The 25,983-nt window shown below is 64.8% G+C and carries 25 protein-coding genes and 1 tRNA gene; 11 read left to right on the top strand and 15 right to left on the bottom strand.

The window, feature by feature from the left end; genetic code table 11:
• Nucleotides 1–111 precede the first annotated feature (111 nt).
• The 5 genes from ACEN8I_RS00660 to ACEN8I_RS00640 form a co-directional block, all read right to left on the bottom strand.
• Entirely contained in the window at nucleotides 112–1,086 is a 975-nt protein-coding gene (locus ACEN8I_RS00660) for a Bug family tripartite tricarboxylate transporter substrate binding protein (RefSeq protein ID WP_413325233.1), read from the bottom strand.
• A 21-nt stretch (nucleotides 1,087–1,107) separates the two neighbouring features.
• Nucleotides 1,108–2,133: an Ldh family oxidoreductase gene (locus ACEN8I_RS00655; RefSeq protein WP_413325231.1), complete on the bottom strand. Its 1,026-nt coding sequence runs from the start codon at nucleotides 2,131–2,133 to the stop codon at nucleotides 1,108–1,110.
• A complete protein-coding gene (locus ACEN8I_RS00650; protein ID WP_413325229.1) occupies nucleotides 2,134–3,060 on the bottom strand; it encodes a hydroxyacid dehydrogenase in 927 nt (308 codons plus the stop codon).
• Between the two features lie 13 nt (nucleotides 3,061–3,073).
• Complete coding sequence (locus ACEN8I_RS00645; protein WP_413325227.1) at nucleotides 3,074–4,249, bottom strand: UxaA family hydrolase; 1,176 nt, start codon at nucleotides 4,247–4,249, stop codon at nucleotides 3,074–3,076.
• A 148-nt stretch (nucleotides 4,250–4,397) separates the two neighbouring features.
• Nucleotides 4,398–4,679 (bottom strand): UxaA family hydrolase, encoded by a 282-nt coding sequence (locus ACEN8I_RS00640; RefSeq protein WP_007862870.1) that lies wholly within the window; start codon nucleotides 4,677–4,679, stop codon nucleotides 4,398–4,400.
• 112 nt (nucleotides 4,680–4,791) lie between these two features.
• Here ACEN8I_RS00640 and ACEN8I_RS00635 point away from each other — a divergent pair, with 112 nt between their 5' ends.
• From ACEN8I_RS00635 to ACEN8I_RS00625, 3 genes are all read left to right on the top strand, one after another.
• On the top strand, nucleotides 4,792–5,592 hold the full coding sequence (locus tag ACEN8I_RS00635; protein ID WP_413325225.1) for a GntR family transcriptional regulator: 801 nt from the start codon (nucleotides 4,792–4,794) through the stop codon (nucleotides 5,590–5,592).
• 2 nt (nucleotides 5,593–5,594) lie between these two features.
• Nucleotides 5,595–6,374: an inositol monophosphatase family protein gene (locus ACEN8I_RS00630; RefSeq protein ID WP_413325223.1), complete on the top strand. Its 780-nt coding sequence runs from the start codon at nucleotides 5,595–5,597 to the stop codon at nucleotides 6,372–6,374.
• Nucleotides 6,375–6,442: 68 nt separating this feature from the next.
• Entirely contained in the window at nucleotides 6,443–7,447 is a 1,005-nt protein-coding gene (locus ACEN8I_RS00625) for a YeiH family protein (RefSeq protein WP_413325221.1), read from the top strand.
• 24 nt (nucleotides 7,448–7,471) lie between these two features.
• On the opposite strand, the gene ftsY is transcribed toward ACEN8I_RS00625, so the two are convergent.
• On the bottom strand, nucleotides 7,472–8,575 hold the full coding sequence (gene ftsY / locus ACEN8I_RS00620; RefSeq protein ID WP_413325218.1) for a signal recognition particle-docking protein FtsY: 1,104 nt from the start codon (nucleotides 8,573–8,575) through the stop codon (nucleotides 7,472–7,474).
• Nucleotides 8,576–8,648: 73 nt separating this feature from the next.
• Here ftsY and ACEN8I_RS00615 point away from each other — a divergent pair, with 73 nt between their 5' ends.
• From ACEN8I_RS00615 to ACEN8I_RS00595, 5 genes are all read left to right on the top strand, one after another.
• Nucleotides 8,649–10,157, top strand: coding sequence for a M16 family metallopeptidase (locus ACEN8I_RS00615; protein WP_413325216.1), 1,509 nt, complete (start codon nucleotides 8,649–8,651; stop codon nucleotides 10,155–10,157).
• Nucleotides 10,158–10,206: 49 nt separating this feature from the next.
• A complete protein-coding gene (locus ACEN8I_RS00610; RefSeq protein WP_413325213.1) occupies nucleotides 10,207–11,610 on the top strand; it encodes a M16 family metallopeptidase in 1,404 nt (467 codons plus the stop codon).
• Nucleotides 11,607–12,248 (top strand): 16S rRNA (guanine(966)-N(2))-methyltransferase RsmD, encoded by a 642-nt coding sequence (rsmD, locus tag ACEN8I_RS00605; RefSeq protein ID WP_413325210.1) that lies wholly within the window; start codon nucleotides 11,607–11,609, stop codon nucleotides 12,246–12,248. Before ACEN8I_RS00610 ends, rsmD begins: the two co-directional genes overlap by 4 nt.
• A gap of 78 nt (nucleotides 12,249–12,326) precedes the next feature.
• Entirely contained in the window at nucleotides 12,327–12,836 is a 510-nt protein-coding gene (gene coaD, locus ACEN8I_RS00600) for a pantetheine-phosphate adenylyltransferase (protein ID WP_413325208.1), read from the top strand.
• 1 nt (nucleotide 12,837) lies between these two features.
• On the top strand, nucleotides 12,838–13,107 hold the full coding sequence (locus tag ACEN8I_RS00595; RefSeq protein WP_074576597.1) for a YfhL family 4Fe-4S dicluster ferredoxin: 270 nt from the start codon (nucleotides 12,838–12,840) through the stop codon (nucleotides 13,105–13,107).
• A 25-nt stretch (nucleotides 13,108–13,132) separates the two neighbouring features.
• Here the strand turns inward: ACEN8I_RS00595 and pth are convergent, their stop codons facing one another.
• From pth to ACEN8I_RS00560, 7 genes are all read right to left on the bottom strand, one after another.
• Nucleotides 13,133–13,756: an aminoacyl-tRNA hydrolase gene (gene pth, locus ACEN8I_RS00590; protein WP_413325206.1), complete on the bottom strand. Its 624-nt coding sequence runs from the start codon at nucleotides 13,754–13,756 to the stop codon at nucleotides 13,133–13,135.
• Between the two features lie 141 nt (nucleotides 13,757–13,897).
• Nucleotides 13,898–14,593 (bottom strand): 50S ribosomal protein L25/general stress protein Ctc, encoded by a 696-nt coding sequence (locus ACEN8I_RS00585; RefSeq protein ID WP_092132828.1) that lies wholly within the window; start codon nucleotides 14,591–14,593, stop codon nucleotides 13,898–13,900.
• 129 nt (nucleotides 14,594–14,722) lie between these two features.
• Nucleotides 14,723–15,697, bottom strand: a complete 975-nt coding sequence (locus tag ACEN8I_RS00580) for a ribose-phosphate pyrophosphokinase (protein ID WP_007862847.1) — start codon at nucleotides 15,695–15,697, stop codon at nucleotides 14,723–14,725.
• Between the two features lie 232 nt (nucleotides 15,698–15,929).
• Nucleotides 15,930–16,006, bottom strand: a tRNA-Gln gene (locus ACEN8I_RS00575).
• Nucleotides 16,007–16,091: 85 nt separating this feature from the next.
• Nucleotides 16,092–17,012 carry a 4-(cytidine 5'-diphospho)-2-C-methyl-D-erythritol kinase gene (gene ispE, locus ACEN8I_RS00570; protein ID WP_413325202.1) on the bottom strand — a complete coding sequence of 307 codons (921 nt, stop codon included), beginning with the start codon at nucleotides 17,010–17,012 and terminating at the stop codon, nucleotides 16,092–16,094.
• 33 nt (nucleotides 17,013–17,045) lie between these two features.
• On the bottom strand, nucleotides 17,046–17,567 hold the full coding sequence (locus ACEN8I_RS00565) for a lipoprotein insertase outer membrane protein LolB (RefSeq protein ID WP_413325200.1): 522 nt from the start codon (nucleotides 17,565–17,567) through the stop codon (nucleotides 17,046–17,048).
• A gap of 15 nt (nucleotides 17,568–17,582) precedes the next feature.
• The gene (locus ACEN8I_RS00560; RefSeq protein WP_413325198.1) at nucleotides 17,583–19,364 is read right to left on the bottom strand and encodes a tetratricopeptide repeat protein; all 1,782 of its coding nucleotides are present in this window, start codon (nucleotides 19,362–19,364) and stop codon (nucleotides 17,583–17,585) included.
• 131 nt (nucleotides 19,365–19,495) lie between these two features.
• On the opposite strand from ACEN8I_RS00560, the gene mutM reads away from it, so the two are divergent.
• The 3 genes from mutM to mutY all read left to right on the top strand — a co-directional run bounded on the left by mutM (nucleotide 19,496) and on the right by mutY (nucleotide 23,431).
• Complete coding sequence (gene mutM / locus ACEN8I_RS00555) at nucleotides 19,496–20,311, top strand: bifunctional DNA-formamidopyrimidine glycosylase/DNA-(apurinic or apyrimidinic site) lyase (protein WP_413325196.1); 816 nt, start codon at nucleotides 19,496–19,498, stop codon at nucleotides 20,309–20,311.
• A 78-nt stretch (nucleotides 20,312–20,389) separates the two neighbouring features.
• Complete coding sequence (locus tag ACEN8I_RS00550) at nucleotides 20,390–22,369, top strand: dynamin family protein (RefSeq protein WP_413325194.1); 1,980 nt, start codon at nucleotides 20,390–20,392, stop codon at nucleotides 22,367–22,369.
• 3 nt (nucleotides 22,370–22,372) lie between these two features.
• On the top strand, nucleotides 22,373–23,431 hold the full coding sequence (mutY, locus tag ACEN8I_RS00545; RefSeq protein WP_413325192.1) for an A/G-specific adenine glycosylase: 1,059 nt from the start codon (nucleotides 22,373–22,375) through the stop codon (nucleotides 23,429–23,431).
• 25 nt (nucleotides 23,432–23,456) lie between these two features.
• On the opposite strand, the gene rapZ is transcribed toward mutY, so the two are convergent.
• Together rapZ and recN are read right to left on the bottom strand one after the other, a co-directional pair.
• Complete coding sequence (gene rapZ / locus ACEN8I_RS00540) at nucleotides 23,457–24,323, bottom strand: RNase adapter RapZ (protein ID WP_413325191.1); 867 nt, start codon at nucleotides 24,321–24,323, stop codon at nucleotides 23,457–23,459.
• Nucleotides 24,323–25,966: a DNA repair protein RecN gene (gene recN, locus ACEN8I_RS00535; protein WP_413325189.1), complete on the bottom strand. Its 1,644-nt coding sequence runs from the start codon at nucleotides 25,964–25,966 to the stop codon at nucleotides 24,323–24,325. The genes rapZ and recN overlap by 1 nt, the downstream gene beginning before the upstream one ends.
• Between the last annotated feature and the right edge of the window lie 17 nt (nucleotides 25,967–25,983).

Here is a 25,983-nt window from a genome sequence, read left to right as displayed (position 1 = left end):
TCTGTCTCCTTTGGGAAAAAAGGCGCAATCAGCGCCTTTTTTCTTCCACTTTTCTTCCACTTTAATACAGCCGCGGTGTTTTACAAAGCCGGGCACGGCGCCCGGGCGACATCAGGTCGGCGTGATTTTCGCGGTCTTGATAATCCGGCTCCAGCGGTCTATTTCGCTTTTCAGGAAGCGGCCGAACTCGTCTGAACCCTTTTGTGAGACGCGAAAGCCTTGCTGCTTGGCGCGCTCTTCCACTTCGGCGCTGTACATGATCTTGATCATCTCGCGCGAGAATTTGTCCACGATGTCATCCGGTGTCTTGGCCGGGAGCATGGCGCCCGTCCAGTTTTCGACAAAGAGACCCGGCATGCCCGCTTCCAGGGCGGTCGGAACATCGGGCACCCCCGGGTGCCGGCCCAGGCTGCAGATGGCGATCGCGCGCAGCTTGCCGCCTTTGACGTGAGCGATCGATTCCGGATAGTTGGAAAAGACCACGTCCAGCTGGCCACCGATCAGGTCGACCATCGATGGCGCACCACCGCGGTAGGGGACGTGGATCATTTTCGTTTTGTTCAGCTCGTTGAACAAAGCCATGGTCAGGTGCGCGGGTGTGCCGTTGCCGCTGGAGCCCGCGCTCAGCTGCTTGGTTTTGGACACCGCCATCAGGTCCTTGAAGTCCTTGATCGGACTGGCGGTGGGGACAACAACCAGCATCGGCGAATTGGCCAGCAGGGCGACAGGACGCAAGTCCTTGGTGAAGCTGAAGGGGGCGTTGGGATAAAGGGATACGTTCGCCGCATGCGTCAAGGTGATGGCCAGCAGCGTGTTGCCGTCGGGTGGTGACTTGGCGACGAACTCGGCGCCAATTTGCGCGTTTCCGCCGGCCTTGTTTTCGACAATCACCGAAGTCTTCCACGCTTCGGAGAGCTTCTGGGCGACCGTGCGCGCCATGATGTCGGTCAGGCCACCGGGCGTAAATGGCACCACATACTTGATGGTGCTGCCCGGTTTGGGAAAGGTCTGTTGGGCCAGGCCCAGGCCCGGAACGCCCGTCAGGGCTGCACCTGCTGATGCCAATACGATGTCACGACGCTTCATGCCAATCTCCTTGAGTTTTAACTAAACAACTGATCCCTCACTGACTAACTGATCCAATTGAAACTTGAGCGCGTCGGGGATGGTGATCCCCGCCTGCTGTGCCTTGGCTTCCAGCGCGATGCGCCGCGCGCCGGCCAGGCGCACGCCGTCGTCTTGCAGCATTTCGGCGATCAGGGTTTCCATACGCTCAAAGTAGCTGTCGGCGCCGGCCAGGGCGCCCGGGTCTATCAGGATAAAGGCCTGGCCTATGCGCGGCTGGTTGCCTTCATCGACAAAAAAGGAGGATGCCTCAAAAGAAAAGCGCGCGCCTATCACGGCGGTGACAAGCAGCTCCACGACCAGCGCCAGCATCGAGCCTTTGGGGCTGCTCACCGCGCCCAGCGGCAGCATGGAGCCCTCCAGCGCCGCCTGCGCGTCCGTGGTCGGCCGGCCTTCGGTGTCCAGCGCCCAGCCCAGCGGGATCGATTTGCCTTCCTTGGCGGCCAGCATGACTTTGCCGCGCGCGACCTCGCTGAGCGAGAGGTCGATCATCAGCGGGTCGGCGTCGCGGCGCGGAAAGATCGCGGCCAGGGGGTTGGTCCCGAACACCGGGTGTTTGCCGCCGGCCGCCGGCATGGCCGCGGGCGCGTTGGCGAAACCCAGGCCCACCAGGCCGGCATCGGCCGCGGCGCGCAGGTGGTCTATCAACACGCCGCAGTGGTGGCTGTTGGTGATGCCCACAAAACACACGCCCATCTCGCGCGCCGTGGTGATCGCCGTGGCGATCGCCAGGTCGCAGGCCGGAAAGGCCAGGCCTTCGCCGGCATCGACCAGCACCGTCGCGCCTTTTTTGCGCGCCACCACGGGCACGGCCTGGCCGTCGGCGCGGCCGTTGCTCAGGTGGGTGGCGTATTGCGGCACGCGGCTCAGGCCGTGGGAGGCCAGGCCTTGCGCGTCCGCGCGCACCAGCGCCTTCGCGGTGCTCAGCGCCATTTCTTCGGACGCGCCCGCGCAGCGCAAGGCCTGCGCGCCAAGGCGGGTGGCTTCTTCAAGAGTCAAATGCGCCATTTACGAAAAACTTTCCAGAACCTTATCGGCGATCATCACCGATACGCGCTCATTGGACTGCGTACTGACGCCCGAGATGTGGGGGGTTAACAACAGGTTGGGGCAATCCTGCAACGAAGGACTTACAGGCAAAGGTTCCACATCGAAAACGTCGATCGCCGCGCCGCCCAATTGGCCTGTCCGTAGAGCGGCGGCGACCGCATCGATGTCGACGATATGCCCGCGTGAGGTGTTGATCAGTACCGCGCCTTTTTTCATCTCGCCGATGCGGGCCGCGTTGAAGAGGCCGCGCGTGGTGTCAAGCAGGGGAACATGCAACGTGATGGCGTCGGCGTTGCGCACGAGTTCGTCGAGGCCGACTCCTTCGACGCCTGTCTGTGCGAACACTGGTGCATCGCGCTGCAGCATTGCGTCGTACGCGATGACCCGCATGCCCAGGCCGCGCGCCAGGCGCGCCGTGGTCTGGCCTATAGAGCCGAAGCCTATGATGCCCAGCGTCTGCCCGGCGGTCTCGCGCCCATTGCCCAACGCCGCGCGCGGCCACTGGCCTGCGGCCACCGCCGCGCTGGAGGCGAAGGCGCCGCGCAGCAGCAGCATGGTGCTGGCGATCACGTATTCGGCCACGCTGAGCGCATTGGCGCCGGTGGCGGGGATGACCTTGATGCCCCGGGCCTCGCAGGCCGGCACGTCGATGTTGTCCAGGCCCACCCCCAGCCGGCCCACCACCTTGCAGCGCGTGAGCGCGGCCAGCAGTTCGCCGCGCACCTGGGTCAGGTTGCGCACGACCAGCACATCGGCTGTGGCTGCCTCGGCCCGGAGGCGGGCGCCATCGCCCACCAGTTGCGGGTCGTAGAGCACCTCGTGCGCGGCTTCAAGCCGCGCCACGGCGCGCTCGTCCATGAATTCGCAGATGACTATGCGCGCCATGCTTGTGCTGGCCTCAAGCGGATTCGAAGAGGCGCGTCAGCACAAACTCGCGGTGGCCCAGCGCTTCCGCCGCGGTCAGGCGGCCGTTGGCCGTGCGCAGCATGTTCTCCAGCAGCTTGTCGCCGGCCTGGTCCAGCGTGATCTCGCGCTGCAGCAGTCCCGAGGTGTCCACGTCGATGTGCTCGCTCATCAAGCGCACGGTGCGCGGGTTGGAGCAGATCTTGATCACCGGGACGATGGCGTTGCCGATCACATTGCCCTGGCCCGTGGGGAAGAAGTGCACCGCGTAACCGGAGGCTGCGCACAAGGTCACCATCTCGGCGGCGGCGCTCGACGAATCCATGAACCACAGGCCCGGGTGCGTGGGCATCTCGGCCTTGTCGATGACGCCGTCCACCGTGCAGACCTTGCCTATCTTCTGGATGTTGCCCAGGGCTTTTTCCTCGATGGTCGTCAGGCCCCCGGCGATGTTGCCCTTGGTCGGTTGCGAATCGGACAGGTCGCTGGTCTTGTGGCGGTTGATCATGTCCTGGTAGCGGTTGAACATGAACATGAAGCGCTCGCGCACCGCGTCGTTGGCGCAGCGGTCGGCCACGATTTTTTCGCCGCCGGTGATTTCCGAGGTTTCGCCGAAGCACAGGTAGTTGCCCAGTGGGTGCAGCTTGTCGAAAGCATTGCCCACCGTGGGATTGGCGCCGCAGCCCGACGTGGTGTCGGACTCGCCGCATTTGGTGGAGACCCAGAGTTCGGAGATGCTGCAGACCTCGCGCTGCTTTTCGCTGGCCCATTGCACATACTCGCGCGCCGCCCTGGAGGCCTTCATGATGGTCTCGTGGTCGCCGTGGCCCTCGATGCCGAACCCGATCACCGGCTTGCCGGTGGTCGCGATGCCGTCGACGACTTTTTTGGTCCAGCCGTCTTCAATGCCTATTACCACCACGGCCGCGACGTTGGGGTTGCAGCCCGCGCCTATCAGCGTGCGAAAGTGCAGCTCCAGGTCGGCGCCGAACTGCAGCCGGCCGTAGGGGTGCGGGATCGCCATGCAGCCCTTGATGTTGTGGGCCACGGCTTCGGCCGCCGCGTTGGACAGGTCGTCCAGCGGCAGGATGATGACGTGGTTGCGCACGCCGACGCGGCCGTTCTCGCGGCGATAGCCCAGAAATGTGGTGTCTTTGTTAATGACTGACATGAAAAATCCTTTAAAAGTCTTCTGAGTTGATGGTTTGGATGGCGTAGCGAGCGGGCGGCAGGCAAGGCGCAAACCGCAGACGGGCTACTGCCCGGCGAGGATTTGCAACGCAGCATTTCGCCCGCGCAGTAGCCAGGCAAGCCATCAACTACCACCTCTTTGTTTTGATGTTATGGACGTGCGCATGCTGGCCCGCCTTGATGTTGGCGACGACCTTGCCCATGTCGATGCCGTACTTGAGCACCGTATCGCCGACGGCCATGTCCTTGAGCGCCACCTTGTGGCCGATGGGGATGTCCTGCTGGGCCTGCACATTGATCATGCGGTCCTCGTCCATGATCCAGCCGGTCATGGCGGTTCCGGCCTTTACACCTTCCACCACCACGACGGCCACGGTGTCTTTGGCGTCATGCAATACAAAATGAATCATGGGTTCTCCATCAAGAGGCTGGGTTGAATCGAGCCGCCAGTTTTATGGAGGGTAGGGACCTTGTCAATTCACTCATATATATGACTTGTACGACCCGTCCATTGGTGTTTCAATGACGGCCGTGAACGCGAAAACCAGACCCACACCCCTGCGCCCGCTGGCGGGCGGGGACACCATGCCGCTGTACCGCCAGGTCAAGCGGGAGCTGCAAAAACTCATTGAAGCCGGCCACTACGGTCCGGGTAAACCCCTGCCCAGCGAGGCTGAAATTGCCACAAGCCTGCAGGTCAGCGTGGGCACCTTGCGCCATGCGGTGGATGAACTGGTGCATGAGCACGTGTTGCTGCGCCGCCAGGGCAAGGGCACGTTTGTGGCGCCGCACACCGATGCCCGCTTCATGTTCCAGTTTTTCCATGTGGAGCCGCGCTGGAACTTCGGCGACGACGATGAGGCGCGCGAGCGCGACTACCCCGAAATCGATTGCATCGCCTTCGCGCGCGAGCGGGCGAACGAGCTTGAGGCCGCGGCCTTGCGCATCAAAGCCGGCGAGCCGGTGTTCAGGGCCGAGAACCGGCTCGCGTTGCGCGGCCGCGTGGTGATGCATGACAGGCTGGCGATCTCGGCGGCGCTGTTTCGCAACCTCACCGAAAAGCGCTTTGTCGAAAGGCCCAGCACGATTTACGCGCTGTACCAGACCGACTTCGGCATCACCGTGCTGCGCGCGCAGGAGCGCGCGCGCGCGGCGGCGGCGGACAAAACCACGGCCCGCGTGCTGGGCGTGGCGGCCGGCGCGCCGGTGATGGAAGTGCACCGGCTGGCGCTGACCTTTGGCGACAAGCCGGTGGAGTACCGCATATCGACCATCAACACCCAGGCGCACGACTACGTCAGTGTGCTGTCCAAGAGAGCTTGAGCATGGACCTTGTTTTTTTACTGGAGAAGGCCAGGCTCGCCGGCATGGAAGCGGCCGCCCGCATCCAGCAGGCCCAGGCCGGCCTGAAACCGGCTGATGTCAGCCAGAAAGCGCCCGGTGACTGGGTCACGCGCTTTGACCGTGAAGTGGAGGAGGACCTGCAGGAAGCCCTGCAGCATGCGCTGCCGCAGGGCCGCTTTGTCGGCGAGGAGGGCGGCGGCGAGTTGACGGACGAACCCACGTGGTTGGTAGACCCGATAGACGGTACGGCGAATTTTGCGCGCGGCTATCCGCAGTACGCGGTGGCTATCGCCCTCTGCGTGGGCCGCGAACCGGTGCTGGGCGTGATCGTCGATCCTTCGCGCGATGAAGTCTTTACCGCCGCGACCGGGCTGGGCGCCCGGCTGAACGGGCGGGCCATCACCTGCGCCGGCGCGCGCCTGCCGGGCCAGTGCCTGGTCGCCACGGTGTTTCCCAAACCCGGGGCGGCCTTTATGGACGACTACCTCGCCGAATTTGGCCGCGTGCTGAAGACTTTCGGCCAAGTGCGCCGCAGCGGCGCGATGGCGTTGGAGCTGGCCTATGTGGCGGCCGGCAGGGTAGACGCTTTCTGGGAGCGCGGCATGGGCGCCTGGGACGCGGCAGCCGGCGCGGTGCTGCTGCGCGAAGCTGGCGCCGTGATGCGGGCGATGGACGGCCTGCCGCTGCTGGAGAGCCGGATGCTGGTGGCCGGCAGTCCTGCCGGCGCCGCCCTGCTCGAAGGCGTGCTCAAGGGCCCTTGAGACGGGGGCCTCACCCCGCCACTTTTTTCTGACATTTTTATTGGGTTCCAATGATTCAAAAATGGCGCATGCAGCTGGCTTCCTTGAGCACGTACTTCCCGGGTGTTCTGGTGTGCATGGTGATTGCATTGGCGGCCACTTTTGTGTCCGAGCATTACGGCGGGCCGCAACTGCTGTACGCGTTGCTGATAGGCTTGGCCTTTCACTTTCTTAACAGCCATCCGCAGGCGATCAAGGGCATAGGTTTTTGCGGCCGTGTGGTGCTGCGTGTCGGCGTGGCCCTGCTGGGCGCACGCATCACTTTTTCGCAGGTGGCCCAGTTGGGCCTGGAGACCGCGGCGGTCATCGTGCTGGCGGTGCTGCTCACGATAGGGCTGGGCGTGCTGCTGGCGCGCTGGCTCAAGTGTTCGCGCGATGAAGGCCTGCTTTCGGGCAGCGCGGTGGCCATTTGCGGGGCGTCGGCGGCGCTGGCGGTGTCTTCGGTGCTGCCGCAAACCAAAGAGAACGAGCGCTTCACGCTGCTGGCCGTCGTGGGCGTTACGGTGCTGTCGACGCTGGCCATGGTGGTCTATCCCTTCACCCTGCAGGCCATAGGCTTGCTGCCGGGTCAGGCCGGCATCGTGCTGGGCGGCTCCATCCATGATGTGGCGCAGGTGGTGGCGGCCGGCATGATGCTGGGGCCGCAGGCTGGCGACACGGCGACGGTGGTCAAGCTGTTTCGCGTCATGATGCTGATGCCCGTGGTGCTGGCGGTGGCCGTGATGTACCGCAAGCACCCGGCCGTGAAAGTGCCCGAAACCGAGGTGCCGCTGGTGCCGGGCTTTCTGCTCGCCTTTGTCGTGCTGGTGATGCTGGCCAGTGCCGGCCTCATCAGCCCGCCGCTGGTGCAACTGGCCGGCGATGCCTCGCGCTGGATGCTGGTCACCGCCATCGCCGCCGCGGGTGTCAAGACCAGCTTTGAGGACCTGCTCAAGCTGGGCTGGAAACCGGTGGCCATGCTGGTCACCGAGACCGTGTTTATCGTGGCCTTTGTGGTGGCCGCGGTGCTGCTGTTGCGCCTGGGGGGTGCCTGAAAGCCTGAAGCTTGAAGGAAGCGCTTAGCCCAGCAAAGCCTGCGCGAATTCGCGTGCGTTAAAGGTTTCCAGGTCTTCGAGTTGCTCGCCCACGCCGATGAAATACACCGACACGGGGCGCAGCGCCGGTGAGGCCAGCGCGCGTTCGCGAGCCCACAGCGCGATGGCCGCCAGCACGCCGCCCTTGGCCGTGCCGTCCAGCTTGGTCACGATAAGGCCGGTCAGCTGCAGCGTGTCGTCAAAGGCCTTGACCTGTGCCAGGGCGTTCTGGCCGGTATTGCCGTCGATCACCAGCAGCACCTCGTGGGGGGCGGTGGCATCCGCCTTTTGCACCACGCGTTTGATCTTGCGCAGCTCTTCCATGAGATGCAGCTGCGTGGGCAGGCGACCGGCGGTATCGACCAGCACCACATCCTTGCCGCGCGCCTTGCCGGCGCTCACGGCGTCGAAGCTCACGGCGGCCGGGTCGCCCCCTTCCTGGCTCACGATCTCGACGGTGTTGCGGTCGGCCCAGACGCTGAGCTGCTCGCGCGCCGCCGCGCGGAAGGTGTCGGCCGCCGCGAGCAGCACCGAGGCGCCTTCGTTCGCCAGGTGGCGCGTCAGCTTGCCGATGGAGGTGGTCTTGCCGGCGCCGTTCACGCCGGTGACCATGATCACCGTGGGCTGGTACTGGCCTATCACCAGCGGCTGCTCCAGCGGCTTGAGCAATTGCGAAATCGAGTCCACCAGCGCATTCTTGACGGCCACGGGGTGGGTCATGCCGCCTTCGCGCACGCGGCGCTTGACGTCGGCCAGCAGGTGTTCGGTGGCCTTGGTGCCGGCGTCGGCCATCAGCAGCGCGGTTTCAAGGTCTTCGTAGAGCGCATCGTCGATGCGGCTGCCGGTGAACACCGTTGAAATGCCGGAGCCGGTTTTGCGCAGGCCGGCCTGGAGTTTGCTGAGCCAACGCTCGCGTTCCGGCGGGGTGGCGCCGGGGACCGGCATGGCGATGGGGGTGACCAGCGCGCTGCCTATCAATCCACCCCCGGCGGACGCCGGCGTGGGAGCGGCGTCTGCCGTCGGCGCGGGCGATGCCGTGGAAGGCACGGCAGCAGGAGGGGGGGATTTTTTCTTGAAAAAACTGAACATTGGGTATGCTTGCGGAGTCCTAGTGGGCTGTTGCACCGTTGCGGGGCAACGTGCGGCGCCACCCATCTATTCTATGAAACACCCCAGACAAGCCCTTTTGACGCAGCCAGTACCCCTTTCCCGCCCCGTTTTCCGCCTTTCCCATGTCCCGGCCGCCCTGCTGGGGCTGTGCCTGTGCCTGGGGGCTGCCGCGCTGGCGCAGGCACCCGCGCCACAACCCGAAGTCGAACAATTCACGCTGGCCAACGGCCTCACGGTCATCGTCAAGCCCGACCACCGCGCGCCCACGGCGGTGCACATGCTGTGGGTGCGGGTCGGCTCCATGGACGAGGTTGACGGCACCTCGGGTGTGGCCCACGCGCTGGAACACATGATGTTCAAGGGCACGCCCACGGTCAAACCCGGTGACTTTTCCAAGCGGGTGGCGGCGCTGGGCGGGCGCGACAACGCTTTCACCAGCCGCGACAACACCGGTTACCACCAGCAGATCCCGGCCGGCAAGCTTGAAGACGTGATGCGGCTCGAAGCAGACCGCTTTGCGCACATGCAGTGGCCCGACGAGGAGTTCACGCGCGAGATCGAAGTCGTCAAGGAAGAACGCCGCCTGCGCACCGAAGATTCGCCGCGCGCCATGCTGTATGAGCAGGCCACGGCGATCACCTTCCTGGCTTCGCCCTATCGCCGCCCCGTCGTCGGCTGGATGAGCGACCTGGACGCGATGACGCCCGGCGACCTGCGCGAGTTCTACCGGCTCTGGTATGTGCCGGCGAATGCGGCGGTCGTGGTGGCCGGCGATGTGACGGTGGCGCAGGTCAAAAAGCTGGCCGAAAGATATTACGGCGGCATCCCCGCCCGCTCGTTGCCTGTGCGCAAGCCGCGCATCGAGCCCGAGCAGGACGGCATGCGCCGGCTGGACTACAAAGCCCCGGCCAGCCAGGCCTATGTGGGCATGTCGTTCAAGGTGCCCAAGCTGGAGCCGGTGGACCTGGTGACGCCGGCGGCCGGCGCACAACCCTCGCCAACGGCCGCGGCCAGCCGCGATGCGCTGGCGCTGGCGGTGTTGTCGGCCGTATTGGACGGCTACAGCGGTGCCCGCCTGGACCGCGCGCTGGTGCAGGGCCAGGGGCAAGGCAACGAGCGCGTGGCCGACAGCGCCGGCGCCTCCAGCGGCCTCATCGGGCGTGGCCCGCAGCTTTTCGTCCTTGACGGCGTGCCCGCCGAGGGCAAGACCACGCAGCAGGTGGCCGAAGCGCTGCGCCGGCAGGTGGCCCTGGTCGCACGCGAAGGCGTGAGCGAAGCCGAACTCAACCGCGTCAAGACGCAGTGGGTGGCCAGCGAGACCTACAAACTCGACTCGGTCGCCAGCCAGGCGCGCGAGCTGGGCTCCAACTGGATCCAGGGCCTGCCGCCGGACGGCAGCGCCCGCCTGATCGCCCAGCTGCGCACCGTGACCGCCGCCGAGGTACAGGCCGTGGCCGCCAAATATTTCGGCGACGACCAGATGACCATGGCCACGCTGCTGCCGCAAGCCGCGGACCCGAACCGCAAACCCCGCAAACCGGCCGTCACGCTCCGGCATTGAGACCTGATACCCGACTCCCGATCCCCGAACCGGACGATTTGAACTTCTCATGACATTTGCTATTAAAAATAGAGCAAACACTTCGGTGTTTATCTGGGCCATCGGTGTTTTTTGCCTGAACTTTCAGGCGGGGGCGCTGGCGGCGATCCCGATCCAGCAGTGGACGCAGCCGAGCGGCGCGCAGGTCTATCTGGTCGAAAGCCCGGCCATTGCGATGGTGGATGTCCAGATCGAGTTCGACGCCGGCGCCCGGCGCGACCCTGCGGCCCAGGCGGGGCTGGCCAGCGCGATGACGGGCATGCTGGAGAAGGGTGTGCGTGCCAACGATGCCAGGACAGCGGAAAGGATATGCGGAGGGCTATGCGTTGACGAGCCGGCCCTTGACGAAAATGCACTCAGTGAAGCCTGGGCCGATCTGGGTGCGCAGTTCGGCGCCGGCGCCTCGGCGGACCGCATGTTTTTTTCGCTGCGCTCGCTCACGGAGCCCGACCTGCTGAACAAGGCCGTCGCACTGGCTGCGCGCGAACTGGCCGAGCCGGCTTTCCCCGACGCCGTCTGGCAGCGCGAACGCCAGCGGTTGCAGGCCTCGATCAAGGAGTCCTATACCCGCCCCGCCAGCATCGTCGGCCGGGCCTATGCGCAGGCGGTGTACGGCGCCCACCCCTATGGCCAGCAAGTGACGGAAGAAACGCTGTCCCGCATCGGCGTGGACGACATGCGCAAGCTTCACGCCGCCAGCCTGGTGCCTTGCCGCGCGCGCATCAGCATGGTGGGCGCGGTGACGCGCGCGCAGGCCGATGCGATCGCGGAGCGCTTGCTGTCGCGCCTGCCGCAAGTGCCTTGCGCCAGCCTGCCGCCCATGCCGCAGGTGCCCGAGGTGGCGCCGCTGGCCCAGGCCGAGGAAAAACGCATTCCCTTTGATTCGGCGCAGGCGCATGTGCTGATCGGCCAACCCGGCTACAAGCGCGCCGACCCGGACTACTTTGCGCTGACGGTGGGCAATTACATTCTGGGTGGCGGCGGTTTTGTTTCGCGCCTGACGCGGGAAGTGCGTGAGAAGCGGGGGCTGACTTACGGCGTGTACAGCTATTTTTCGCCGGGGCTGCACGCCGGCGCTTTCACCGTGGGCCTGCAGACGCGGCCCGACCAAGCGCCCCAGGCCGTGGCGCTGGTGCGCGATGTGCTCAAAGACTTTGTGGCCAATGGGCCCACCGAGGCTGAGCTGAAAGACGCCAAAGACAACCTCATAGGCGGCTTTGCGCTGCGCATCGACAGCAACCGCAAATTGCTCGACAACATTTCCGGCATCGCCTGGAACCGCCTGCCGTTGGACTACCTGGACACCTGGACGCAGCAGGTCGACAAAGTGACGGTGGCCGACATCAAGGCCGCTTTTGCGCGCAAGCTGCAACCCGAAAAAATGGTCACTGTCATCCTGGGCGCCGCGCCATGAAATACACCCCCGCATCTACCCCCGCCAAAACCGCTGCCGGTTCAAAGCCTAAAACCGGCAAGGTGGTGGGCCGCAAAACTGTACCTCCCGGTGAAATCCGCATCATCGGCGGCTTGTACAAACGCAGCAAGCTGCCGGTGCCCAGCAAGCCCGGCCTGCGGCCCACGCCCGACCGCGTGCGCGAAACGCTGTTCAACTGGCTGGGCCAGGACCTGACGGGCTGGCGCTGCATGGACGTGTTCGCCGGCACCGGTGCGCTGGGTTTTGAGGCCGCCTCGCGCGGCGCGGCCGACGTGCTACTGTGCGAGCAGGATCCGGCCCTGGCGCTGCAGCTTAAGGCGGTGCAGGCCAGGCTCAAGGCCGATATGTGCCGCATCGAGCGCGGGGATGGGCTGAGCGCCTTGAAGCGCGCGGCGCCAGGCAGCCTGCAATTGGTATTGCTGGATCCTCCCTTTGAATCCACGCTTTTTGAATCCGCATTGCAAGCCGCCGCGCGGGCCATAGGCCCGACCGGCCTGGTTTACCTGGAGGCGCCCAAAGCCTGGGGCGACGAGGAATTGCTGCCGCTTGGCTTGCGGGTGCATCGCAGCGGCAAGGCCGGCGCCGTGCATTTTCATTTGCTGGCCGGGGCGGCCTGAATCCCGCAGCCTTGCCTGCCGCGTGGTTACAAGCGCCGGCGGGGAGGCTCCGGCGGCGAGGCGGGCATAATTCCAGCCATGGCTACCCTGCGCATTGCTGTCTATTCCGGCACGTTTGACCCCTTCACACTGGGCCATGACGACGTGGTGCGCCGCGCAGCGGGGCTGTTTGACCGGCTCGTCATCGCCGTGGCCGTGGCCCATCACAAGAAGACCCTGTTCTCGCTGGAGCAGCGTGTGGCACAGGTGAAGGCTGCGACCCAGGGCATTGCCGGCGTCGCCGTGCTGCCGTTTGACGGCCTGATCATGGATTTTTGCGCGGAACAAAAGGCTTCGGCCGTGGTGCGCGGCATACGCAACCTGACGGATTTCGACTACGAAGCGCAAATGGCGGCGATGAATCGCAAGCTGAGGCCGGAAGTGGAAACCGTGTTTTTGTTGCCCGACGCACCGCTGCAATGCATCAGCAGCACGCTGGTGCGCGAGATCAGCAAGCTGGGCGGCGACGTCGCCCAGATGGTGAGCCCGGCGGTGGCGGCTGCCCTGGCGGCCGCCCACCAGGCCGCCAACGCGGGTAAAGGGGGCTGACATGGCCTTGATGATCACCGACGAATGCATCAACTGCGACGTCTGCGAGCCCGAATGCCCCAACCAGGCGATTTACCTGGGCAAGGAAATCTACGAGATCGACCCGCACAAATGCACCGAATGCGTGGGCCATTTCGACGAGCCTCAGTGCGTGCAGGTCTGCCCCGTTGCCTGCATTCCCATCAACCCGCAGCACATCGAAACGCGGGAAACCCTGTGGGAAAAGTACCAGCGCCTGCAGGCCGTCATTCCCATCATCACGGCCCGCTAGGCCTATAGAGGTGGGGGCTTGGCCCTCAGTCTTCGGACTCGGGCTCGACAGGCTTGCGCGGCGGCTTGGGCCGTGGTGGCGTGCTGGTGTGAATCATCATCGTGGCCTTTTCCATCTCGCCCCTGAGCAGTTCCGGCACGGCCTTGAGGCAGCGCGCGATGCAGTCTTCAATGGCGATGCGGTGTTCTGCCGAGGGCTTTTTCAGCACCCAGTTGACCACTTCGGCCTTCACACCCGGGTGGCCCACGCCTATGCGCAGGCGCCAGTAGTCGGGCGTGCCCAGCTGCGCGTGGATGTCGCGCAGGCCGTTGTGGCCGGCGTGGCTGCCACCGAACTTGAGCTTGACCTGGCCGGGCACGATGTCCATTTCATCGTGGGCCACCAGCACTTCTTCGGGCGCGACCTTGAAAAACCGGGCGAGGGCGGCCACGGATTTGCCGGAGACATTCATAAAGGTCAGCGGCTTGAGCAGCCAGACGTTCTGGCCGTTCACGGTGATGCGGGCCACCTGGCCGTGGTAGCTTTTGTCCAGGCTGAGCGGCGCCTTGAGCTCGCGCGAGAGGGCGTCTATCCACCAGAAGCCGGCGTTGTGGCGTGTGGCTTCGTATTCGGCACCTGGATTGCCCAAACCAACAAATAATTTAATCATCGGGAAATTTCCATCGCCCAATTCTAGGGGCGTGCCTGCGACGTCCCGCATCACCGGGAAAGAGGAGTTCCAAGAAAAACGGCCCTTGTCCCGCAAGAGGACAAGGGCCGTGGGCCTTTTCAGGCCTGCGCGCGAAGTGGATTACTTCTTGGCGGCAGGCTTGGCGGCGTCAGCCTTGGCGCCGGCTTTGGCTTCCTTGGCGGCAGCGGCCTTGGCAGCTTTCGGGTCCACCGGTGCGGCTGCGGCAGCGGCTGCTGCGGCATCGGCCTCGGCTTCTTCGGACACTGCGGACACCGACACCAGAACCGGGTTGTCCTGGCCCTTGGCGACAAACTTCACGCCCTTCGGCAGCGTGATGTCCTTGATGTGCAGCGGCGAACCCTTCTTCAGGCCCTTCAGGTCGACGGCGATGAATTCGGGGATGTCGGCCGGGAAGCAGGACACGGTCAATTCGGTGATCACGTGGTTGACCAGGCAGTTCTCAGTCTTGACGGCTGGAGACTCTTCTTCACCGCTGTAGTGCACGGGCACTTTGACGGTCATCTTGGTCTTGGCTTCCACGCGCTGGAAATCGATGTGCAGGATCTGCTGCTTGTACGGGTGCATTTGCAGGTCGCGCAACAGAACTTTGTGTTCTTTGCCGGCCAGTTCCATCTCGAGGATGGAGGCATGGAATGCTTCTTTCTTGATGGCGTGGAACAGCGCGTTGTGATCGATTTCGATCAGCGTGGGTTCACCGGTGCCACCATAGACGATACCGGGCGTGCGGCCCGTGATGCGGAGACGGCGGCTCGCACCCGTGCCCTGCTTTGCGCGCTCAAAAGCGACGAATTTCATAATCAACTCCAATAAAGAACGGACCGCGACCAGTCTCGTTCTGCTTTAAAAAGCTGCCTCGAGCCGATGAACCGGTGAAGTCCCTGGACTTCGGGGTTCGCGGGTAAGGCAGCCGCTTTTTGTTTCAGGTCAGAACAGATTGTCCTGGTCCGAAAACAAACTCATGACCGACTCTCCCTTGGCGATGCGCTGTATGGTTTCAGCGATCAGCGGCGCCACGGAGAGTTGGCGAATCTTCTTGCAGCCTTCGGCGTTCGGGCTCAACGGAATGGTGTTGGTGATCACCACTTCATCGAGCGCGTCGCCCTTGGCGATGCGGTCTATGGCCGGGCCCGAAAAAATCGGGTGCGTGCAATAGGCGTAAACCTTCTTGGCGCCGCGCTCCTTGAGCACCTCGGCCGCCTTGACCAGCGTGCCGGCCGTGTCGATCATGTCGTCCATGATCACGCAGTTGCGGCCTTCGATGTCGCCGATCACGTGCATCACTTCCGACACGTTCGCCTTGGGGCGGCGTTTGTCGATGATGGCCATGTCGCAGCCCAGCTGCTTGGCCAGCGCCCGGGCGCGCACCACGCCGCCCACGTCGGGCGAGACGACCATCAGGTCGGCGTAATTTTTCTGCCGCAAATCGCCCAGCAGAACCGGCGACGCATAAATGTTGTCGACCGGAATGTCGAAAAAGCCCTGTATCTGGTCGGCATGCAGGTCCATCGTCAGGACACGCGACACGCCCACGGCCTGCAGCATGTTGGCCACCACCTTGGCCGTGATGGGCACACGCGCCGAACGCGGGCGGCGATCCTGCCGCGCGTAGCCGAAATACGGGATCACCGCGGCGATGCGCTCGGCCGAAGCCCGTTTCAGCGCGTCGACCATGATCAGCAATTCCATCAGGTTGTCGTTGGTCGGCGCGCAGGTCGACTGCACCACGAACACATCGCGAGCCCGCACGTTCTGCTGGATCTCGACGGTGACTTCGCCATCCGAAAAGCGTCCCACATGGGCCGCGCCCAGCGAAATACCCAGGTTCTGGGCAATCTCGGAGGCCATGCTCGGATTGGCATTGCCGGTAAAAACCATGAAATCGGGGTGGTGCGTTTGCATGTGGGGCCCAGCTGCTACAAGGACTTGAACGTGGCTGAAATTTCTGATCGAAGCAAAATACGCACGGGGACAACACGTTGCAAGGGGGGCTTGGCAGTGAGCGCCGCTTGCCTGGCATGTTTCCAAAAACACACAGACCCGCTGATACACATCATGCGGGTCTGTCAGGAGTCACGCGGGCCCGCTCCGGGCGGGTCCGCAACACCGGGGCTGTGGCCCACAGTCTTAAATTTGGCAGGGGTGGAAGGATTCGAACCTGCGAATGCCGGAATCAAAATCCGGTGCCTTAACCAGCTTGGCGACACCCCTACACAGGACAGTTGTTGTTGCCAACAACAGACCTATAACTTATTCATTTATGGTCGCTTGGAAGCACATTTCGAGAGCGGTTATTTTACCAACCGGCCAGGGGATGCGCTTCCAAATTACCGCATTTGCGGACTTTCCAGCCCTCAGGCAATCCTGAGGTGTCCGGCAAATCTGTTCCATGCGGCAGTTGCGCAAATACAGCACTTCCGGAGCCGGTCATGCGCCCTTGAAGATGTCTGCTTTTGAGCCAATCGAGCGATTGGCCTATCTGCGGGCACATCTCCTGCGCTACCGGCTGCAAGTCGTTGCGGCCGAATCCGAAATCAAACGATTTCGACTGGCCTTCAGCATTTGCAGCAAAGCCTTGGATTGTAGCAGTTTCTGTGTCGCGTTTGAGCCCTGGGGCGCTGAAAATACCTTGGGTGGGCAGCCCGGCTGCCGGTTTGAGCACCAGAAAATGGGCTGGCGGCAGGGCCAGCGGGGTGATTTTCTCGCCTATGCCTTCCACCCAGGCATGGCCGCCCGAGAGGAAAAAAGGCACGTCGGCGCCCAGCGAGAGTGCGAGGGCCTGCAGTTCCTGGGGCGGCAGGCGCACACCCCACAAGCGCTGCAGTGCCAGCAGGCAGCTGGCCGCGTCCGACGAGCCACCGCCCATACCGGCTTGGGAGGGAATCCGCTTTTGCAGGCCGATATGCACGCCCAGCGAGGTGCCGCAGGCGGCTTGCAGCGCCCTGGCTGCGCGCACCGCCAGGTCGTCAGCGGGCAGGGCCTCGGCCGCCTGACCGTCGGTTTCCAGGTCTTCGCGGCTGATCCGGCCGTCGCTGCGCAGTTCAAAGTGCAGGGTGTCGCACCAGTCGATCAGCATGAAAACGGACTGCAGCAGGTGGTAGCCGTCGGGCCTGCGGCCGGTGATATGCAAAAAAAGGTTGAGCTTGGCCGGCGCCGGCACATCATAGAGGGCCTTGAGCGGGGGCATGGGGCTGGAGGCGGAATCGGTTGAAGTCATAAAAACAGAAGAGCCAGTGCAAGGGCGGGGCAGCTACTGGTCGAGCACGACGCGCAGGTCGGCCTGAGGCGCCGGCTGGGACCTTTTGGCCGAAATGCGGCCGTCCTGGTAGCGGGAGAGATCGGCCGACCAGCCGCTGGCGGCGGCATTGTCGCCCCGCAGCCAGGCAAACAGCGCGCCCAGCGGCACGGCCGCGCCCGTGGCCTGGGCCATCAGCTCGTCGACGGAGGCAAAGCGCTGGACCTTGCCATTGCCCGAATCCAGCAGAGCTTCGCCGGGCGCCCAGCGCAGCACGCCCAGCACATTGCCCAGGGGGCTGACCAGCGAAAGCTCACCGCGTTCGACCCCGCCCCTGAGTTCAAAACTGGCTGAAAAAGATTGTGCCGGCTCGCTCTGCACCTGCAGGCTGATGCGGCCGGTCCAGAATTCGTTTTTGAGCCCGTCCTGGGCCGTGGCCCGTGGCGTTTGCGCGCAGCCGGCCAGAAAGAATGCCGTGAAAAAGCCCGCAAAAACAAGGGCCCGCCGGGCCGGGCGCATAGAGAGGGTAAGCGGCAAGGTCGGTGTTCCGGATTACAGCTTCACGCGCAGGCGCTTGAGCGTCTCTAGCAGTGTTTCGTTTTCGGGATTGAGCAGCCGGCCTTCCTTCCAGATGGCGATGGCGCGGTCGCGCTGGCCCATGGCCCACAGCACTTCGCCGAAATGCGCCGCGATTTCGGCATCGGGTTTGGCCTTGTAGGCCGTCTCGAAAATTTTCACGGCTTCGGCGTTGTTGCCCATGCGAAATTCCACCCAGCCCAGGCTGTCGCCGATAAAAGGGTCGGCGGGGGCGAATTCCAGTGCCTTGCGGATCAATTCGCGCGCCTCGGGCAGCCGCACGCTGCGATCGGCGAGCGAGTAGCCCAGGGCGTTGTAGGCGTGGTGGTAGTCCGGCTTGAGCTGGATGACCTTGCGCAACAGGCTTTCCATTTCGTCGAGCTTGCCCAGCTTCTCGGCCATCATGGCCTGGTCGTAGAGCAGCTCGGTTTCGTCCGGCGTCTTGGCCAGGGCCTGCGCCAGCACCTCGTGGGCCAGCTGGTACTGCTTGAATTCACGCAGCAGGGACACTTCGGCATTGAGCTTCACCCTGGCCTCGGCCGCATTGCGTTCGGGCAGCTTACGGATCAGCTGGCGGCCCTCGTCGAGCTTGCCCTGGCTGGCCAGGATGGAAGCGCGCCGGGTCTGCGCCAGCGCCAGGTCGGAAGGGTTGTCGATCTTGGCGAGCCAGCTTTCCGCCGCGGCGTAATCCTTGCGTTTTTCAGCCAGTTGCGAGAGCGACAAGTAGGCCTGGGCCAGGCCGCGGTTGCGCTCGCCCTCGGAAGTCTGCTGCTGCGCCAGGCCGACGTAGCGCTCCAGCGAGCTTTGCGCCTGCGCCAGCTGGTTGTCCTGCAGCTGCAGGGAACCCAGCACCAGCCAGCCCTCGGGCATGTCGGGTTTGTCGCGCGTCACGATTTGCAACTGGGCGGAGGCTTCGGCATAACGCTGGGCATCCAGCAGGGCCCGGGCATAACCCATCCTGATTTCAGGCAGGGCCTTGGGATTGCCTTCGAAATAGCCGCGGACCACGCCTTCGGCTTCGGGCATCTTGGGGTCCATCAACTCGAGTGCCACCAGGGCCGGGCCCTCGGCACGCGGCGCGGCGGCCTGGCCGCGCCTGGCCGCCGCCAGTGCCCCGCTGGCGTCGCCGGCGGCCAGGCGCATGCGGCCAACCGCAGTCCAGGCGGCGCCGGCGGTGGCGGGTGTGCCCAGGTAGTCGGCAAGCGCTTCTTCCACCACGGTGCTCGCCAGTTTTTTGTCCGCCACGCGGGCATACACGCGCGGCACTGCGCTCAGGACGGCGGGCCGCTCCACGTCCGGGGCCAGCTTGATTTCGGTTTGCAGCGGCTCCACCGTGTCGGTGATCCGGTTGAGCGCCACCAGAATCTGCAGCACGTAGCGGTTGGCCTCGCGCGAGGTCGGCTGGTCCTGCTTCCAGGCGCGTGCAGACTGCAAGGCAGCGTCGCCCGAGCGCGACTGCAGGGCAATGTCGGTGGCACGCTGGTAAAGCTGGGCGTCGCCGGTTTTCCGGGCGGCGTCCAGCATGAGGGCGAAGCCTGCTGCGGGCTCGCCGTCCTGCAGGGTCATTTCGCCGACCAGCAACTGGTAGAACAGCGCGCTGTCCAGAAGGGACGACGGCGCGGCCTCCTGCACTGCCTTGGCTTCGCCCAGCGTGGCAGGGGCGGCGGACACAGGCTCGTCGGTCTGCGCAAGTACCAGGGGGACGACAAACCACAGGCCGCTGAGGGCAAGGCCGGCAAGGCCAGTTTTTTTCTTCATCGAACCATGATAATTGATGCTCCCTCGCGGCGCTCCCGCTTTACCCGGCTGTCATGAAAGCTTTTGTGCCGGCCCCGCGCTGCCGTCGATCACCTTGCGCCCGCAGACCGGCGCCCCCAGCTGCAAAACCTATGCCTGAACTGCCGGAAGTCGAAGTCACCCGCCTGAGCTTTGCGGACCGCATCGCGGGCGCGCGCATTGAGCGCGTCGAGATGGGCAAGCCCCTGCGCTGGCCGCTGGGCTGCCAGCCGCACCAGCTTGTGGGCCGGCAGGTGCTGGCGGTTCGCCGACGCGGCAAATACCTGCTGGTGGACCTGAGCGACGGCCTGCTGCTGATTCACCTGGGCATGTCCGGCAGCGTGAGTTTTGGCGCCGGCCTTCCCACGCCGGGCAAGCACGACCACTTCGAGATGGTCACCAGCCTGGGAACCCTGCGGCTCAACGATCCGCGCCGTTTTGGTGCGGTTGTCTATGCCAGCGACGAAAACGCCCCGGCCGCGCAAAAGCTGCTCGGCCGCCTGGGCGTGGAGCCGCTCAGCGAGGCTTTCGACGCGGCTGGCTTTCACCAGGCGCTCAAATTGCGGCAGACGCCCATCAAACAGCTGCTGCTGGGCGGGGAGGCGGTGGTGGGCGTCGGCAATATTTACGCTTCCGAGGCCCTGTTCCTGGCGGGCATTCGCCCCACCACGCGGGCCAGCCGCATCAGCAAGCCGCGCGCGGCCCTGCTCCACGCGGCCATACGCCAGGTGCTGGCGCAGGCTGTTACAAAGGGCGGCAGCACCTTGCGGGACTTCTCCAACGCCTGGGGCGAATCGGGCTATTTCCAGCTGGAGGCCATGGTTTACGATCGGGCCGGCCAGCCCTGCCGGGTCTGCGCCGCGCCCATCAAAAGTATGCGCCAGGGCCAGCGCTCCACTTTTTATTGCGCGACCTGCCAGAAACCCTGAAGCCGGGTCCGTAGTCGCGCCAATAGGCCTTTCGGGGCTGCGATGCTATATTGACCGACCACACTTAACGGAAGACCGATGTCTTTTAACGAACAATTTGACCAGCATGGGCAGTGGCGGCGCGAATTTGCGCTTCGCCTGAAGCTGCTTGCTGAGTGGATGAAAGACCATGACCTGCTCGACGCGGCCGTCGAGGAGCGCCTGCAGCGGCTGGAGTCGCAGGTGCGCTCCGACAAGGTCATGGTGGCTTTTGTGGCGGAATTCTCGCGCGGCAAATCCGAACTGATCAATGCGATCTTTTTCGCCGGCTACGGCCGCCGCATCATGCCGGCAAGCGCCGGCCGCACCACCATGTGCCCGACCGAGCTCGGTTACGACGCGGACGTTCCGCCATGCTTGCGCCTGCTGCCCATAGAGACGCGGCTGCAGAAACAGGCGCTGATGGAGTGGCGTTCGGCGCCCGAAAAGTGGACACGGGTGGATCTGGACGTCAACGATCCCGCGCAGCTGGCCCAGGCCCTGGAAAAAGTCGCCGAAGTGCGGCACGTCACCAAGGACGAGGCGCGCGCGCTCGGTTTCTGGCACGACAACAGCCCCGACGACAACCCGCTGGCCGGCTCCGACGGCCTGATCGAAGTGCCCAAGTGGCGCCACGCGCTCATCAATATCGCGCACCCGCTGCTCAAGCAGGGCCTGGTGATCCTCGACACGCCCGGCCTGAATGCCATTGGCGCGGAACCCGAACTGACCGTGAGCCTGATTCCCCAGGCGCATGCCGTAGTGTTCATCCTGGCGGCCGACACCGGTGTCACCAAGTCCGACTTGTCCATCTGGCGCGAGCACCTGATCACCGAGGGCGACGGCAGCGACGCGCGCCTGGTGGTCCTGAACAAGATAGACACGCTCTGGGACGCGCTGAGCACGCCCGAGCAGGTCAAGGCGCAGATCGACAGGCAACGCGCGACCTCGGCCGAAATTCTGGGTTTGCCGGAATCCCAGGTCATTCCCGTTTCGGCCCAGAAGGGCTTGGTGGCCAAGGTGACCCGTGACAAGGCCTTGCTGGAGGCCAGCCACCTGCCGGCGCTTGAACTGGCGCTGGGGCAGGGCGTGATGGGCCAGCGCCAGAAAATCCTGCGCTCGGCGGTGGCCGCAGGCATCGGCGAGCTCAGGACGGAGGCCGGGCGCGCCATGCACATACGCCGGCGCGACCTGGCCGAGCAGATGATCGAGTTGCGCGGCCTGCGCGGCAAAAACGTTTCGGTGATCAAGCACATGCGCAGCCGCATCGAGCAGGAGCAGGCCGAATTCGACACCAGCGGCTCCAAGATCCACGCGGTGCGCTCGGTGCACCTCAAGATGCTGCGCGACCTGTTCAACCTGCTTAGCACACCCACTCTCAAGGCCGAACTGGCTGAGCTCACGAACGCGCTGAAGCAGCCGGGCATCAAGCTGGGCGTCAAGAAAGCCTATGGACAGACTTTCTCGCGCCTGCGCGAGGGCTTGCAGAAATCCCAGGTCCTGAGCGGCGAAATCCAGTCCATGCTGACCGCGTCCTTCCGCCAGCTCAACTCCGAATTCAGTTTCTCGCTGCAGGCGCCCAAGGAGCCGGAGCTGATTCGCTACGAACACGATCTCGAGCAGATAGAGCGCAGCCACCTGCAGTATCTCGGGCTCGGCAATGTGATCAAGCTGTCGCAGGCGGACTTTTCCGAGCGCCTGGTGCGCGCGCTGGCCACGCGCCTGCGCGTGGTCTATGAAACCGCGCTGGGCGAGGTCGAGCTCTGGAACAAATCGGCGGCCTCGCAACTGGATGCCCAACTGCGTGAGCGGCGCCGCAATTTCGGGCGCAGGCTGGAGGCGATTGAACGCATCCAGCAGGCCGCATCGGGCCTGGACGAGCGCATCGCCGAGATCGACGAGCAGGAGGGTGTGCTCAATGAGCTGGACACCAAGCTCACCGAGCTGACCGCACACCTGATGGGCGGCCCCTCGGCGCAGGACAAGGCGCAGGGCGCCGCTGCGGCCGCCAGAAATACGGCCCTGCCCGAGGCAGCCTGAGCCTTGCCTGCTGGTTTTTCCGCGGAAATCGTCCGCTGGCAAAGTACTCACGGGCGCAATAGCCTGCCCTGGCAGAACACGCGCGATCCTTATCGCGTCTGGCTGTCCGAAATCATGCTGCAGCAGACCCAGGTCGCGACCGTGCTCGATTACTACGCGCGATTCCTGCAGCGTTTCCCCACGGTCGCCCAGCTGGCCGCCGCGAGCGAAGATGAAGTGCTGGGCCTGTGGAGCGGGCTGGGTTATTACAGCCGCGCGCGCAACCTGCACCGCTGCGCAAAAGACCTGGTGGCCCTGCACGGCGGGGAATTTCCGGGCACGGCGGAGCAGCTCCAGACCCTGCCCGGCATAGGCCGCTCGACGGCGGCCGCGATTGCTTCTTTTTGCTTTGGCGAGCGTGTCGCCATCCTGGATGGCAACGTCAAGCGGGTGCTCACGCGGGTGCTGGGCTTCTCCGCCGACCTGGCCCAAAGCGCCAATGAAAAAGCATTGTGGAACCTGGCGACGGAGCTGCTGCCCAAGCGAAACCTTTCCGAAACCATGCCGCGTTACACCCAGGGGCTGATGGACCTGGGCGCGTCGATTTGCGCTGGGCGCCAGCCGCAGTGCCTGCTGTGCCCCGTCCAGAAGCTGTGCCGCGGTTTTTCCGAGGGCGAGCCCGGGAAATACCCCGTCAAGACCCGCAAGCTCAAGCGCAGCGCCCAGAGCCTGAGCCTGCTGTGGGTGCAGCGGCCCGACGGTTCCGTCTGGCTGGAAAGGCGCCCGGGCCGGGGTGTCTGGGGCGGGCTGTATTGCCTGCCCGTGTTCGACAGCGATGACGAACTCAAGGCGGTGCTGCCGGCTTCGCTGCAATCCCGGCTCGACCCGCTGCCGCAGTTTGTCCATGTGCTGACACACAAGGATTTGTATTTGTCGCCGTGGGTTGCGGGCCTTGGCGCCGGCCAGGCCTTGCCCAAGGCCATGGTGTCGGAGGAGCGGCCGGGCGCCTGGTTCAGCCCTGATGCCTGGCCCGGCCTGGGCCTGCCCGCGCCCATACGCAAGCTGCTCGCGCAAGACGCCTGAGGCCGGCTCTCGTTTCCGAAAAGCCCTAGCCGGCGTCCAGTTCGCGGTGCCGCTTCAGCGTGCGCCAGTGCGGGCTGAAAGTCACCGCCAGCTCTTCGACCAGGTAAACCGAGCGGTGCTGGCCGCCGGTGCAGCCTATGGCGACCGTCACATAGCTGCGGTGGTCGCGCACCAGCGCATTCAGCCAGTGCTTGAGGAATTGCTCGATGTGGCTGAACATTTCGCCGACTTCGGCATGGCCCCTGAGGTAGTCCGCCACGGGCTGGTCCCGTCCCGTCAGCGCGCGCAGACCAGACTCATAGTGCGGGTTGGGCAGCATGCGCACGTCGAACACATAGTCGGCGTCCAGCGGCACGCCACGCTTGAACGCGAAAGACTCGAACACCAGCGTGAGCTGCGTGATGGGCGCGGAAATCAGCGATTTCACATAACCCTGCAGCTGCGACGACCGGATCATGCTGGTGTCCAGCACATGGGCCTGCTCGCGCATTTCACCGAGCAACTCGCGTTCCAGCTCGATGGCGTCCACCAGCGCGCGATGCTGGTCGGAGGCGTCTATGCGCGACAGCGGGTGTAGCCGGCGCGTTTCCGAAAAGCGGCGCACCAGGATTTCGGTGTTGGCGTCCAGGAACAGCGACTGCACCACCACGCCGGATTCGCGCAGCTGCCGCAGCTGCTGGGGCACCAGCGGCAGCGAGGTGGCGCTGCGCACGTCCATGGCGATCGCCACCTTTTGCGCGCCGTGCTGCTGTTCCAGCGCGACGAAGGGCGTGAGCAGTTCCGGGGGCAGGTTGTCGACGCAGTAATAACCGGCGTCCTCCAGCGCATGCAGGGCCACGGATTTACCCGAGCCCGACATGCCGGTGATGAGGACCATTTCCAGCGCCGCCATCACTGCCCCAGCATTTCCTTGGCGTGGGCCAGCGTGGTGCCAGAGAGGCGCTCGCCGCCCAGCATGCGGGCGATTTCGGCCACGCGCTGTTCGCCGTTGACGTGGTCCACGGCGCTCAGGGTGACGCCATTTTCGGCGCGCTTGGCCACCACCAGGTGCTGGTCGGCACAGGCCGCCACCTGGGGCAAATGGGTAACGGCCATGACCTGACGGTCCTTGCCCAACTGCTTCATCAGGCGACCCACGGTTTCGGCTACGGCGCCGCCCACGCCCGAATCCACTTCGTCAAAAATCAGGGTTTCGGCCTGGCCGAGCTGGCTGGTGGTGACGGCAATGGCCAGCGCGATGCGCGACAGCTCGCCGCCCGAAGCTACTTTGCCAACCGGGCGCGGCGTGCTGCCGGCATGGCCGGCCACCAGGAATTCAGCTTGCTCCAGCCCGTGCTGGGCCGGTTGTTCGAGTTTGGCCAGCGCCACGTCGAATTTACCGCCCTGCATGCCCAGGCCCTGCATGGCCTGGGTGATGGCCTTGGCGAGCTTGGGCGCGGCCTTGGCCCGGGCCTTGGACACCTGGCCGGCTTCCTCGAGGTAGGCGGCCTTGGCCTGGGCCTCGTTTTTTTCCAGCTGGGCCAGGTCGGCCGCGGCATTGAGTTTTTGCAATTCGGCCTGCCAGGAGGCCAGCAGCTCCGGCAGCTCGGCCGGCGTGCGTTTGTAGCGGCGCGCCAGGCTGACCCACAGCGACAGCCGCTCGTCCAGTTCGGCCAGTCGCTGCGGCTCCAGCTCGGCATGGCGGGCATAGCCGTTGAGCGAGTGCACGGTGTCTTCCATCTGCGCCAGCGCACCGTTCAGGACTTCGACCATGGCCTTGAATTCGGGCTCTATGTGTTCCTGGTTCTGCAATGCGGTGATCGCGCGGCCCAACAGCGCGTTGGCGTTGTCGTCGGATTCCTGCAGCGCGTCGACGGCGGTTTGCACCGCGTCGCGCAGGGCCTGGGCATTCGACAGGCGTCCATGCTGGGCATTGAGTTCGTCCCACTCGTCGGCGCCGGGCGCGAGCTTGTCTACTTCGCTGATCTGCCAGGCCAGGCGCTCGCGTTCGCGCTGCAGGCTGTCCTGGGCATCGCGTGCCTCAGCCAGTGTTTTTTGCGCCAGGCGCCACTGTTGCCAGCGGCGCGAGAGCTCGTCCGTGGAGACGTCGGCATAAGAGTCCAGCAGGCCGCGCACCGCATCGGGGCGGGTCAGGCTCTGCCAGGCATGCTGGCCGTGGATGTCGACCAGCTGGTCGGCGATCTCCTTGAGCTGGGTGGCGGTGGCCGCGCTGCCGTTGATCCAGGCGCGGCTTTTGCCCTGCGCGTCTACCGTGCGGCGCAGCAGCAGGGTGTCGCCGCCGTCGAAGCCGGCCTGTTCCAGCCAGGGGGCCAGGCTTTGGGGGCTGTCGAATTCGGCGCTGATTTCGCAGCGCGCCGCGCCTTCACGCACCACGCCGGCATCGGCGCGTGCGCCCAGGGCCAGTTGCAGCGCGTCGATCAGGATGGATTTGCCGGCGCCGGTCTCACCGGTGAGCACCGTGAACCCGCCGGACAGGTCCAGTTCGAGTTCGTGGACGATGACAAAGTCGCGAAGCGAGATGCTTTTGAGGCTCATAAGGTAGATTCGGGCCC

Source organism: Polaromonas sp. CT11-55 (assembly GCF_047303325.1).
GTDB lineage: Bacteria > Pseudomonadota > Gammaproteobacteria > Burkholderiales > Burkholderiaceae_C > Polaromonas.
The sequence above is the reverse complement of the archived record's forward strand: the minus strand, read 5'-3'. Positions and strand labels throughout refer to the sequence as shown.